The sequence below is a fragment of the Undibacterium sp. 14-3-2 genome, assembly GCF_016595265.1.
GTDB lineage: Bacteria > Pseudomonadota > Gammaproteobacteria > Burkholderiales > Burkholderiaceae_D > Undibacterium > Undibacterium aquatile.
This window is the reverse complement of record NZ_JAENGS010000004.1, coordinates 189,011-201,502: the sequence shown is the minus strand read 5'-3', so window position 1 is coordinate 201,502 and position 12,492 is coordinate 189,011. Positions and strand designations below refer to the sequence as shown.

12 protein-coding genes and 1 tRNA gene are annotated in these 12,492 nt (G+C 47.1%); 9 read left to right on the top strand and 4 right to left on the bottom strand.

The window, feature by feature from the left end; translation table 11 throughout:
- The first annotated feature begins 28 nt into the window (after nucleotides 1-28).
- Genes nuoN through Undi14_RS10920 form a run of 3 tightly spaced genes read left to right on the top strand, consistent with a single transcriptional unit; the run spans nucleotide 29 to nucleotide 2,387 of the window.
- Nucleotides 29-1,504 (top strand): NADH-quinone oxidoreductase subunit NuoN, encoded by a 1,476-nt coding sequence (gene nuoN, locus Undi14_RS10930; protein ID WP_370589940.1) that lies wholly within the window; start codon nucleotides 29-31, stop codon nucleotides 1,502-1,504.
- A gap of 12 nt (nucleotides 1,505-1,516) precedes the next feature.
- Nucleotides 1,517-1,828, top strand: coding sequence for a DUF2818 family protein (locus Undi14_RS10925; RefSeq protein WP_186897941.1), 312 nt, complete (start codon nucleotides 1,517-1,519; stop codon nucleotides 1,826-1,828).
- Nucleotides 1,821-2,387 (top strand): NUDIX hydrolase, encoded by a 567-nt coding sequence (locus Undi14_RS10920; RefSeq protein ID WP_200180169.1) that lies wholly within the window; start codon nucleotides 1,821-1,823, stop codon nucleotides 2,385-2,387. The genes Undi14_RS10925 and Undi14_RS10920 overlap by 8 nt, the downstream gene beginning before the upstream one ends.
- 74 nt (nucleotides 2,388-2,461) lie before the next feature.
- Here Undi14_RS10920 and Undi14_RS10915 read toward each other — a convergent pair whose 3' ends face one another.
- Together Undi14_RS10915 and Undi14_RS10910 are read right to left on the bottom strand one after the other, a co-directional pair.
- Entirely contained in the window at nucleotides 2,462-3,103 is a 642-nt protein-coding gene (locus Undi14_RS10915; protein WP_186885133.1) for a CoA transferase subunit B, read from the bottom strand.
- 18 nt (nucleotides 3,104-3,121) lie between these two features.
- Nucleotides 3,122-3,823, bottom strand: a complete 702-nt coding sequence (locus Undi14_RS10910; protein ID WP_200180167.1) for a CoA transferase subunit A — start codon at nucleotides 3,821-3,823, stop codon at nucleotides 3,122-3,124.
- Between the two features lie 184 nt (nucleotides 3,824-4,007).
- On the opposite strand from Undi14_RS10910, the gene Undi14_RS10905 reads away from it, so the two are divergent.
- Complete coding sequence (locus tag Undi14_RS10905; protein ID WP_186885135.1) at nucleotides 4,008-4,568, top strand: LuxR C-terminal-related transcriptional regulator; 561 nt, start codon at nucleotides 4,008-4,010, stop codon at nucleotides 4,566-4,568.
- A 302-nt stretch (nucleotides 4,569-4,870) separates the two neighbouring features.
- Here the strand turns inward: Undi14_RS10905 and Undi14_RS10900 are convergent, their stop codons facing one another.
- Complete coding sequence (locus Undi14_RS10900) at nucleotides 4,871-5,647, bottom strand: SDR family oxidoreductase (protein WP_186885136.1); 777 nt, start codon at nucleotides 5,645-5,647, stop codon at nucleotides 4,871-4,873.
- A 357-nt stretch (nucleotides 5,648-6,004) separates the two neighbouring features.
- On the opposite strand from Undi14_RS10900, the gene Undi14_RS10895 reads away from it, so the two are divergent.
- Nucleotides 6,005-7,633 (top strand): electron transfer flavoprotein-ubiquinone oxidoreductase, encoded by a 1,629-nt coding sequence (locus Undi14_RS10895; protein ID WP_200180461.1) that lies wholly within the window; start codon nucleotides 6,005-6,007, stop codon nucleotides 7,631-7,633.
- A 61-nt stretch (nucleotides 7,634-7,694) separates the two neighbouring features.
- Here Undi14_RS10895 and Undi14_RS10890 read toward each other — a convergent pair whose 3' ends face one another.
- On the bottom strand, nucleotides 7,695-8,489 hold the full coding sequence (locus Undi14_RS10890) for a 3-hydroxybutyrate dehydrogenase (protein ID WP_186897946.1): 795 nt from the start codon (nucleotides 8,487-8,489) through the stop codon (nucleotides 7,695-7,697).
- 183 nt (nucleotides 8,490-8,672) lie between these two features.
- On the opposite strand from Undi14_RS10890, the gene Undi14_RS10885 reads away from it, so the two are divergent.
- The 4 genes from Undi14_RS10885 (at nucleotide 8,673) to Undi14_RS10870 (ending at nucleotide 12,322) form a co-directional block, all read left to right on the top strand.
- Complete coding sequence (locus tag Undi14_RS10885) at nucleotides 8,673-9,488, top strand: alpha/beta fold hydrolase (RefSeq protein ID WP_200180165.1); 816 nt, start codon at nucleotides 8,673-8,675, stop codon at nucleotides 9,486-9,488.
- An 8-nt stretch (nucleotides 9,489-9,496) separates the two neighbouring features.
- Nucleotides 9,497-9,847, top strand: coding sequence for a RidA family protein (locus tag Undi14_RS10880; protein ID WP_200180163.1), 351 nt, complete (start codon nucleotides 9,497-9,499; stop codon nucleotides 9,845-9,847).
- An 8-nt stretch (nucleotides 9,848-9,855) separates the two neighbouring features.
- Nucleotides 9,856-12,090: a bifunctional (p)ppGpp synthetase/guanosine-3',5'-bis(diphosphate) 3'-pyrophosphohydrolase gene (locus Undi14_RS10875; protein ID WP_200180161.1), complete on the top strand. Its 2,235-nt coding sequence runs from the start codon at nucleotides 9,856-9,858 to the stop codon at nucleotides 12,088-12,090.
- Between the two features lie 155 nt (nucleotides 12,091-12,245).
- Nucleotides 12,246-12,322 (top strand) — tRNA-Val (locus tag Undi14_RS10870).
- Nucleotides 12,323-12,492 lie beyond the last annotated feature (170 nt).

Here is a 12,492-nt window from a genome sequence, read left to right as displayed (position 1 = left end):
CAGATTAATGCTAGTAGAACTGAATAATATGAACTTCACACCACTTTATCCTGAAATATTTTTGCTGCTGGCAATTTGTACTATTTTGCTGGTTGACATGTTTTTGCCTGACAGCAAACGTAATCTGACTTATGTCATGAGCATACTTGCTTTGTTTGTTTGTGGTGCGCTGACTATCGCGACTTCGAATAGTGACGGGTCAACTTATGTCAGCAATAACATGTTTGTTTCGGATCCGATGTCGACCCTGCTCAAACTGTGTTCTTACCTTGCGGTGGGTATGACTTTCATCTATTCACGTCAATACGTGACAGATCGCGGTATGACGAATGGCAAGTCGGGTGGTGAGTTTTATGTCTTAGCGTTGTTTTCTCTGTTAGGTCAGATGATCATGATTTCAGGGAATAATTTCCTGATTATCTATCTTGGTCTGGAATTGATGTCTTTGTCTTTGTATGCACTGGTTGCTTTGCGCCGTGAACACACTCAGTCAACCGAAGCATCGATGAAATACTTTATTCTGGGTGCGCTGGCATCCGGTTTTATGCTCTACGGTATTTCTATGTTGTACGGTGCCACTGGTTCTTTGGAGTTGGCGGAAGTTGCCAAGGTAGCGAGTTCTCCAACTGCAAATAAAACTATTCTGGTGTTTGGTATTGTATTTCTGGTGGCGGGGCTTGCGTTCAAGTTAGGTGTTGTTCCTTTCCACATGTGGGTACCCGATGTATATCAGGGCGCCCCTACAGCAGTGACGTTGTTACTGGGTGGTGCACCGAAATTAGCAGCCTTCGCTATGACATTCAGGTTGCTAGTTGAAGGATTGTTCTCTCAGGCGGTAGATTGGCAACAAATGTTGGTCGTACTGGCTGTGCTGTCGATGGCGATCGGTAATCTTACAGCTATCGCCCAGACCAATCTGAAACGGATGCTTGCATACTCGACTATTTCTCATATGGGCTTTTTGCTGTTGGGTCTGTTGTCTGGCGTTGCTCACGGTAATACTGCTCTTGCCGCAGATGCGTACAGTGCCGCGATGTTTTATAGCATCACGTATGTGTTAACCACTTTAGGCACTTTCGGCGTAATTATGTTGTTGGCACGTTCCGGTTTTGAAGCTGAAAATCTGGACGATCTGAAAGGTCTGAACAAACGCTCGCCTTGGTTTGCATTGGTCATGTTGCTGTTGATGTTCTCTCTGGCAGGCATCCCACCGTTGATGGGCTTTTATGCCAAGTTGTCAGTGTTACAGTCGGTAATGGCAACCGGACAAGTATGGTTATCATTAGTGGCCGTGCTGTTCTCCTTGATTGGCGCGTTTTATTATCTTCGCGTTGTTAAACTGATGTACTTTGATGAAGCCTCAGACAACGCTTTGATTACTCCTAGTGTTGACGTTCGCGTGGTCTTGAGCCTGAATGGATTGGCCGTTTTAATTCTTGGCGTGATCCCTGGTGGTTTGATGACTGCATGTTTGAACGCGGTTGTAAAAACTTTAGCGTCGTAAGGTTCATCTCTTTTGACTAGTTTGACTTCCGTCTGGCTGATCGTCGTGTTGGCAGTTATCGCTGCCAACCTGCCATTTTTTAATGAACGCTGTTTCGCAGTTTTTGCGCTACGGCGTTTTTCTTTTATCAAACCATTTTGGTTGCGTTTGCTTGAGCTGATCATCTTGTATTTTGTGATTGGTGCTACAGGTGTTTTCCTTGAGAGTTCAAGCGGCAATCGTTTTCCGCAAGGATGGGAATTTTTTGCTATCACCGCTTTTTTATTTCTGGTTTTAGCTTTTCCCGGATTTGTCTTTCGTTACCTGAGGCGGCGTCGTGACTGATTGTTTTTCTGGCGACGCGCACTTACGTGAGGAAAAGATCAGTAGCGACCTGGTCTACGAGGGTGATTTTCTGCAGGTTCAAAAGGATAGCGTTTCTTTGCCAAATGGCCATATCGCCACCAGAGAATTTATACGCCATCCGGGGGCTGTCGTCATTATTCCGATATTTGACGACGACAAAGTTTTGCTTGAACGTCAATTCCGCTATCCGCTTAATCGTGTTTTTATTGAATTTCCAGCAGGGAAAATTGATGCCGGTGAAGATCCATTGATTTGTGCTCAAAGAGAGTTACGCGAAGAGACCGGTTATACGGCAACAGATTGGCGACATCTCTGCACGATTCATAACGCCATCGCTTATTCCGACGAAAGACTGGAGATTTACGTTGCCCGTGGTTTAACAGCAGGTCCGGCTTCTTTAGATGATGAAGAGTTTTTAGAGACATTCACAGCCACTTCAACGGAGATGTCAGATTGGGTAAGAGAAGGCAAGATTACTGATGTAAAAACCGTGATAGGTTCATTCTGGCTGGAAAAAATATTGACAGAGAAATGGTAAGTTGAGAGCCAGAAGGTAAAATAAAAAAAGGCCGACGTATAAATTACGTCGGCCTTTTCAATTAGCTGCGTTGTTTATGCAAATGCGCTTGTATCAATCTTTGCTTCTGTTTTTGCGACAACCTCTTCCACGCTGATGCCATGAGCGAGTTCAATTAACTTAAAACCGTCCGGAGTGACATCAATCACACCCAGGTCGGTAATGATGCGGTTGACAACGCCAACCCCGGTTAACGGTAGATTGCAGGATTTAAGAAGTTTGTGCGCATTATCTTTCGCAACATGCTCCATCAGCACGACGACACGTCCTACCCCCGCGACCAGATCCATTGCGCCACCCATACCCTTGACCATCTTGCCCGGAATCATCCAGTTAGCGAGATCGCCATTTTCACTGACCTGCATTGCCCCTAAAATGGCAAGATTGATTTTTCCACCACGTATCATTGCGAAAGAATCGGCCGAGCTAAAAATTGAGGAGCCGGGCAGGGTAGTCACCGTCTGTTTTCCTGCATTAATTAAATCCGGGTCAACTTCATCTTCGGTTGGAAAGGGGCCAATCCCCAGCAGCCCATTTTCTGATTGTAACCAGACTTCCATGCCGGCAGGCACATGGTTCGCCACCAGCGTCGGCAGACCTATTCCGAGATTAACGTAAAACCCATCCTGTAATTCTGATGCTGCGCGTGCAGCCATTTCATCGCGATTCCATGCCATATTATTTCTCCTGGTATCTTATTTAGTCGGACGCACAGTGCGTTGCTCAATACGTTTTTCGGGTTGCGTATTGACGACGATGCGATGCACGAAAATACCCGGGGTATGAATTTCATCCGGATCCAGATCACCTGTTTCTACCAGCACTTCAACTTCTGCAATAGTGACTTTCCCTGCCATAGCCACATTGGGATTGAAATTACGTGCCGTTTTCCGATAGACCAAATTTCCCGCCTTATCTGCTTTCCACGCTTTTACGAGCGAGACATCGGCGACCAGGGCTTTTTCCATGACATATTTCTGACCATCAAATTCGCGAATTTCCTTACCTTCTGCGACGATAGTACCTACACCTGTTTTCGTGAAAAATGCTGGAATGCCAGCTCCACCGGCGCGAAGTTTTTCTGCCAGTGTTCCTTGTGGTGTGAATTCCAATTCCAATTCGCCAGCCAGATACTGACGCTCGAATTCTTTATTTTCACCGACATAGGAAGAAACCATTTTTTTGATCTGACGTGTCGTCAATAATTGGCCCAGCCCAAAACCATCTACGCCCGCATTATTAGAAATGGCAGTCAATTCTTTGACGCCAGAGTCACGCAACGCGGTAATCAAAGCTTCAGGTATTCCACATAAACCAAAACCACCGACCGCTATTGTCTGCCCATCTTTGACTACATTAGCCAACGCGGCCTTTGCGTCCGGGTATTCCTTATTCATCGTCGTCTCCTCATAGATATTCAGGGAAATACTTGTTTGTTTTTTTCGCAGCAACACGAATATCGGTTGATAGCGCATTACTTTTTTCAGAATAGGGCTCAGCATAAGATGCTGAGCTATACTCCGCAATACCGTAAAACTACCTGAATAAATTTACCTTATCCATCTGCACAAGAACAGCCATATGATAGAGATGCACACTATTGATTTTGAAGTTATTTTCCAACAAGCACCGATAGGAATGTGTGTCTCTCAAAACCGTATTATTTATGCCTGTAATGATGATTTGGCGCAGATGTTTAACTATAAAAAAGAAGATCTGATCGGGCAATCTTTCCAGATACTGTATCCCAGTCCGGATGAGTTTGAGCGAACCGGTGCACGCATTACACCTATCATGAATGCGAAGGGCTCCTATTCTGATGAGCGCATTATGAAGAGAGCGAATCAAGAGTTATTCTGGTGCCATGTAACGGGACGAGGGTTGCGAAAAAATGAGCCGCACGCGGCCGGTATATGGACATTTGAAGACCTGAGCGCAAAGCGCCCAGTGAGCGCCGAACTCACGCCGAGAGAAAGGGAGATCGCTGCCCTGCTTGTCGAGGGGAAGACCAGTAAATTGATCGCCAGACAGATCTCATTAAGCCCGAGAACCGTTGAAATGCACAGGGCGAAGCTGATGAAGAAATTTTCTGCAGCAACATCAAGCGAGCTTGTGCACAAGCTACTGGGAATTATGCGTTGATCTGTTCGTCGGCATTCGAGTGTAAAGCAGGTGCTTAGCTGATACTGGCGATTTGAATAACTTTGGATGCCGGCGAAGGTAGTGAGGTTATTCATCTGCCAGTAACAGAATTGTCCATCGTTTTTTATCAAACGAAATGCACTCTGAAATCTGACAGGCTGATGATTTGTAGATCGCTTGAATGTAGAGAGTGATTACCGGAATTGCCGCCAAAAGTCTCGCCGGTGAAGAATGAATGCTTATTTTTTGACTCGTATGAGTTAGGGTCGTTGACCTTACTCACACGAGATCAATGAAATCAGTTACTGCACACTCATTCCATCATCTGCCGTTACGATTGCACCGTTCAGGAAGCGGGATTCTTCTGCTGCCAACAACAATAAAAGACCATCAAGGTCTTCTGGTGTACCGACACGCTTGCGGGGCAGCATTTCTATCAGTTTCTGTCCTTGTTCGGTATCGAAATATTCCTGATTAATTTCTGTCGAAATATATCCGGGGCAAATCGCATTGACGTTGATTCCGTATTTACCCCATTCGACTGCCATTGCTTTCGTCATGTGTATGACGGCGGCTTTACTCATGCAATAGATACCAATTTGTGGCAACACGCGCAGCCCCGCGACTGACGCAATGTTAATAATGCGGTGTTGTTTTCTTTGATCGCCTTTATATCTGGCGATCATACGTTTTGCTGTTTCCTGCGCAACAAAGAATGAACCTCGTTGATTGGTATCCATTACATAGTTGTAATCATCGGGGGTAACGTCGACCAGACGTTGCGTCGTTGATACACCTGAGTTATTGATCAGAATATCGATAGGGCCAGCTTCCGTTTCAGCATGGGCGATCGCTGATTTGATGCTCGCATAGTCTGTCACATCCAGCGCGACGACGTGGGCGGCACCACCATCGGCTTCAATTTCTGCGCGTAATTCTTTCAGTCTGTCAACGCGTCGTGAGGCAAGTACCACCTGTGCGCCAGCTTTTGCCAGCACTTTCGCAAAACGAGCACCTAAACCGCTTGATGCACCGGTAATCAGTGCAACTTTTCCTTCAAAATTAATTTCTATTCCCATCAGTATCTCCTGCAAAAATTTGGATAAACTCAGTATTCTGTTTAATGCACTATCATGACATATAGCGTCTTTCTGTGTTACCCAGAATTTAGCACGCCCCGTCTTTTCATTGATAGTTCGTAGAGATTCATCGCTTTAATTGATGCATGCTAAACACTGCTCTGCGATAATTATCTTTCGCCAACACTCAGTATCAGCTTTCCGCAATGGATGTCTTCATCTAATCGGCTGCTTGCGCAATGGCAGATCAACAGCTAACATGCGTTGATTAATTTAGCACGTTCGTTCGAAAAATATTTTAAAGCGATTACAGTCATGACCCAAAACATTCTTGAACAGTACGGTCCCCGCGATGCGATGGAGTACGATGTCGTTATTGTCGGCGGCGGTCCTGCAGGCTTGTCTGCTGCGATCAAACTCAAGCAACTCGCAGTGGAAAAAGGAAATGAAGTTTCCGTATGCGTGCTGGAAAAAGGCGGCGAGCTTGGTGCGCATATTCTTTCCGGGGCGGTAATGGATCCAGAGGCGCTGAGTGAGCTTTTTCCTGACTGGAAAGAGCTTGGCGCCCCTCTGAACACAGAAGTGACTGAAGACCGTTTTTTATTTTTATCTGAAACCAAGGCTTATAAAACACCAAACTGGATGTTGCCTGCCTGTTTCCAAAATCATGGAAACTATGTGATTTCGCTGGCCAACGTTGTGCGTTGGCTTGGGCAGCAGGCTGAAGCATTGGGTGTTGAGATTTTCCCGGGCTTTCCGGCTGCAGAAATCCTGTATAACGACGATGGCTCGGTAAAAGGAGTTGCGACCGGCAATATGGGCGTAAATCGTGAAGGTGAACCAGGTCCGGCATTCCAGCTTGGTATGGAGTTGCATGCAAAATATACTTTGTTTGCTGAAGGTGCGCGTGGACATCTTGGTAAGCAATTGATCGCCAAATATGCGCTGGATGCGGGCAAAGACCCACAGACTTACGGCATTGGTATTAAAGAATTGTGGGAAATTGACCCGGCTAAGCATAAGCCTGGTCTGGTAATTCACACGGCCGGGTGGCCGCTGGACAATGCTACCTATGGTGGTTCTTTTCTGTATCACCTGGAAAATAACCAGGTCGCAGTCGGTTATGTAGTCGGGCTTGGATATGAAAATCCCTATCTGTCTCCATACGAAGAATTTCAGCGTTATAAAACGCATCCGGAAATCCGTCAGTTCTTTGATGGGGGTAAGCGGATTGCGTACGGTGCGCGTGCGATTACAGCGGGTGGCTTACAGTCATTGCCTAAGCTGACTTTCCCAGGCGGTGCATTAATCGGTTGTGATGCCGGTTTCCTGAACGCCAGCCGCATCAAAGGTAGTCACGCTGCGATCAAGACAGGGATGTTAGCTGCAAATGCGGTGTTTGATGCTTTAGGTGAAAATCGCCAATACGATGAAGTGACTGCATACAGCGCAGCTTTTGAAGCATCGTGGTTGCATGAGGAATTGCATAAAGCACGTAATTTCAAACCATCCATGAGTAAAGGCTTGGTACTCGGCACATTAATGGTTGGGATTGATCAGGTCGTTTTTGGTGGCAAAGCACCTTGGACCTTGAGACATACGCATGCCGATCACGAGTGTTTGCGTCCAGCTTCTGAGTTTCAGCCAATCAATTATCCGAAGCCTGATGGCAAGCTAACGTTTGATCGTTTATCTTCTGTGTTTATCTCCAATACGAATCATGCTGAAGATCAACCTATTCATCTGACCTTGAAAAATAGTAACGTTCCGGTTGACGTGAATCTGGCGAAATATGCCGGGCCAGAAGCGCGTTACTGCCCAGCAGGTGTCTACGAATTTATGAAGACAGATGATGGTAAGGATCGTTTGCAAATTAACTCCCAAAACTGCGTTCATTGTAAGACTTGTGATATTAAAGATCCGACGCAAAACATCGTGTGGGTCACCCCTGAGGGCGGTGGCGGACCGAATTATCCGAACATGTAAAACTGAAAAAGCCGCTGTTAGCAAACAGCGGCTTTTTTTATAAAGAACACAAGCGATAAAGTTATTGGGCTGCCCAGCCGCCATCCATATTCCAGGCGACACCTCTGATCTGACTTCCTGCATCGCTGCAGAAAAACACTGCCAGAGCCCCCAGTTGTTCCGGAGTCACGAATTCTCCTGACGGTTGCTTTTCCGCGAGCAGCGCTTTTTTTGCCGCTTCATTGCTGATGTTGTCTCGCTCGGCGCGGGCATCAACCTGTTTTTGTACTAATGGCGTCAGTACCCATCCCGGGCAAATCGCGTTACAGGTAATTCCCGTTTGCGCGTTTTCGAGCGCCGTTGTTTTTGTCAGCCCGATCAAGCCATGTTTAGCTGCAACATACGCAGACTTCTGTGCTGACGCGACCAACCCGTGCACCGACGCCAGGTTAATGATGCGCCCCCAGTTTTTTTCCTTCATATACGGCAGTGCGAGCCTTGTCGTATGGAAGCAGGAGGTCAGATTAATCGCAATAATGGCATCCCATTTTTCGACCGGAAAATCCTCAATATTGGCAACATATTGAATGCCTGCATTATTCACCAGTATGTCGACACCACCAAATGTTGTGCTGGCAAATGCCATCAAGGCGGTAATCTCGCTGGCTTTACTCATATCGGCATTGTGATAAGCCGTTTTGACGCTGAATTTTTCTTCAGTGGCTTTCTGAATTGCCTGAATCTCATTCGGATCACCAAAGCCGTTAAATACAATGTTTGCGCCCGCGGCAGCGAGAGAATGCGCGATACCCAAGCCGATTCCTGAAGTTGAGCCCGTTACCAGTGCTGTTTTTCCACGTAAAAAAGATGCTTGCATGTTGACTCCTGACATTAGTTATATAAAAAAGCATGCGTAACAAAGCGAATGTGAATGATTTTAAGCGTAACGATCGGTAAAATGTGAGTTACTAGCAGTAGTAAAAATACTATCTCAGAGGAATGCCTCATGCAGCCAAGGCGCAATACCGTTCAATGCTTGTCTCCATCGGGACTGCATACCATGTCCTACAAAGAGTGGGGGGATCCTGCTAATACCGATGTACTGATCTGTGTGCATGGTGTGACGCGGGTTGCCGACGATTTTGATGCTGTCGCGCTATCCTTGTCTTCGCATTACCGGGTTGTCTGTCCAGATGTTGTCGGTCGCGGCTATTCTGGCCGACTGCGCAATCCCTTGCACTATCAATTGCCGCAATACGTCAGTGACATGGTGACCTTGCTGGCCCGTTTGCAAGCAACAACTGTCGATTGGCTCGGTACCTCGATGGGCGGACTGATAGGAATGGGAATTGCTTCGTTGGAAGGGAATCCGATACGTAAGCTGATCTTGAATGATGTGGGGCCGGCGCTTAATCCTGAGGCTTTGTTACGAATCGGCACTTACATTGGTGAGGATTTACAGTTCCGTACTTTCGAAGAGGCTGCCGCGTACATTAAGACGATTTCGCTTTCATTTGGTGAGCATACTGAGGCTCAGTGGAGTAAATTGGCACATGATGTCTTGCGCCAGACTTCCGATGGTCGTTGGCGCAAGCATTATGATCTGTCATTGGCGGAAGTGTTTAAGGCGACGACGCCGGAAATGATCGCTGCAGGGCAGGCGATGCTGTGGACTGCTTATGATGCGATTCGTTGTGAAACCTTGCTGGTGCGCGGCGCTGAATCTGATTTGCTGACAGCCGATACTGCGCTTGCAATGACGAAGCGCGGCCCATGTGCGCAGTTGATAGAAGTGCCGCACGTCGGGCATGCCCCAACTTTTGTCAGTGAAGAGCAAATCAAACTGGTGCGTGATTTTTTGTTAAGTGAAAAATAGAGTGAATGATGGAAATAAAGAGATTGCACGTTGGTAAGCGCTTATCTGAAGTGGCGATATGTAATGGCATTGTTTATCTGGCGGGGCAGATACCGGAAGATGTGAGTCAGGGTATTGCTGGTCAGACTAAAGAGGTACTCGGTCATGTTGATCGCCTGTTGTCGGAGGCAGGGAGTGATAAATCTCGGATACTCTCTTGTCAGATTTTTTTGACTGATATCAGTCAAATTGGCGAGATGAATATTGTCTGGGATGCGTGGGTTGCAGAAAATAATTCACCGCCACGCGCGACCGTAGAAGCCCGGCTTGCCAATCCTGATTGGTTGATAGAAATCGTTGTAACAGCAGCGCAAAAATAAAGAATTGTATGGTATCGACATCAGTTGCCGCATCAGAATCACAGTTATTGGAAGGTCTTTCAGAAGCAGAGAAAGATAGACTCATTTCTGCACTCGAATTTGTTACGCCGTTTTATGCGGAAAAAGACGTAATTACCGGACAGAATGCGTTGCAGTTTGTGCGTGGAGTGGCTTCCACACTGGCGATGTTGCGCACTGATATAGACTCACGTATTGCTGCTTTATTGTTCGAATTGCCTGAATTAAGCCCGATCGCGGCCGAGCAAATCGAAGCCCGTTACGGACAAGAGATTGCTGATCTGGTCAGCGGCATCAGGCGTCTGATGAAACTCCGGGAGACCGCGTTAACCCATCATGATGTCGGTCATGGCAAGGATGCGGCTGAGAAAGCTGCAGCGCAGATGGAAACGTTGCGCAAAATGATGCTGGCAATGGCAACCGATATGCGGGTGGTGTTGATCAGGTTGGCGTCACGGGTGACTACTTTGCGTTATTTTGCCGAGTGCAAGCGCGAAGACAGCGCTACACAGCAATATGCCAGCGAGACGATGAACCTGTATGCGCCGTTGGCAAACAGACTGGGCGTCTGGCAACTGAAGTGGGAGCTTGAGGATTTATCGTTCCGCTTTCTCGAGCCTGCACAATACAAACGTATAGCCAAAATGCTGGAAGAAAAGCGTGTGGAGCGCGAGAGTTTCGTTGCAACGGCATTGGCACGTTTAACCTCTGAATTGAAAAGCGCAGGTATCAAAGGCGAGGTGTCTGGCCGTCCTAAGCACATTTACAGTATTTGGAAAAAGATGAAGGGTAAGTCAGTTAATTTTGACGAACTCTATGATGTGCGCGCGTTCCGGGTTGTGGTTGACGATATAAAGGATTGTTATACCGTGCTTGGACTTGTGCACAACGTCTGGGCACCGATTCCTAAAGAGTTTGACGATTACATTTCCCGCCCAAAATCGAACGGTTATAAATCTCTGCATACAGTCGTTGTTGTTGAGGATGGCCGGCCACTTGAGGTACAGATTCGTACGAAAGAAATGCACCAGTTCGCGGAATATGGAGTCGCTGCGCATTGGCGTTATAAAGAGAGTGGCGGCTCTAACTTCACGGCACAAGAATATGACGAAAAAATTGCCTGGCTGCGACAGTTACTTGCTTGGAAAAGTGAGGTTGCTGATGCGGTTGTTGAGCACGAAGACATACAAAGAGAGTGGGTGGAAAAGCTGAAGTCTGCAAGTCTGGATGAGCGGATTTATGTTCTGACGCCGCAGGCAAGAGTGATCGAATTGCCGCGAGAGGCGACACCGGTTGACTTTGCTTATCAGTTGCATACAGACGTTGGTCATCGTTGTCGCGGTGCCCGAGTCGATGGCGTGATGGTGCCGTTAAACACGCGTCTGCAGAATGGGCAGACCGTTGAAATCATTACGCTGAAGGCAGGATCTGCGCAGTCTGGCCCATCGAGAGACTGGCTTCATTCCGAGTATTCGGTCAGTACCCGTACCCGTAGCAAAATTCGTGCGTGGTTTAATGTTATTGATCAGCAGGAAACCCTGGCATCGGGGCGGGCCCTGGTCGAAAAAACTTTGCAGCGTGAAGGTAAGACTGCCGTTAATCTTGAGGAGTTGGCGCGGAAGCTGGGCTTTGCCGCATTGGATGATTTGTTGCTGTCTGTCGGTAAAGAAGAATTCAGTCTCAGGCAGATAGAAACCGTGCTCAGGGATAGCCCGGTCGAAATACCTGATGATCTGAATATCACCAATAAGAGTCGTGCATCAAGTGTTACGCAAGGTGCGAAATCTGGTGTGCTGGTTGTTGGAACAGATGGATTGATGACGCAGTTGGCGCGTTGTTGTAAGCCCGCACCGCCGGACGATATCGTTGGGTTTGTCACCCGAGGTAAGGGCGTTTCCATTCACCGGCTGACCTGCAAAAACTTCGCAGAAATGCGTAATAAAGCACCTGAGCGGGTGATTCAGACGACTTGGGGTGAGCACGGTAAGGATACGGTTTATCCTGTCGATATTTTTGTATTGGCGCAGGACAGACAGGGATTGTTGCGCGATATTTCTGAGGTTTTTTCTAAGGAAAAAATTAATGTGGTTGGCGTAAATACACAGAGTGCAAAATCGCAGGCCCGGATGTCGTTTACTGCTGAAATCGGCGGCACTTCGCAATTGCAAAAAGCATTGACGACAATACGTGAAGTAAGTGGAGTGCTTGAGGTTCGGAGGCAATAATGCAAGTGGGGGGGCGAATGCGGTTGGCCTCAAAGTGTTGCTACCGGCGCTGGAATACATACGGGGAAAAATACAAGTACTTGTCCGGTTCTTAGAAAAAGTTCGGTTCAGGGCTAGTAATTGTTCGCGGGTCTCTGCTATACTTCGGTTTCTTTAGACGCGTAGCTCAGCTGGTTAGAGCACTACCTTGACATGGTAGGGGTCGTTGGTTCGAGTCCAATCGTGTCTACCAATGAATTTAAGAAATATAAGTATTTTAGATAAGAGCGAGAAAGGCATCCTGGTTATGACACCGCGAACTACCACGCAAATGGTTTGGGAGCGACTCTAGTCGAGGATCTTTTTCGTCTGTATCAAATTTGAAAAAGCACGGCTAGCCGTGCTTTTTTTTCGTCTTTATTT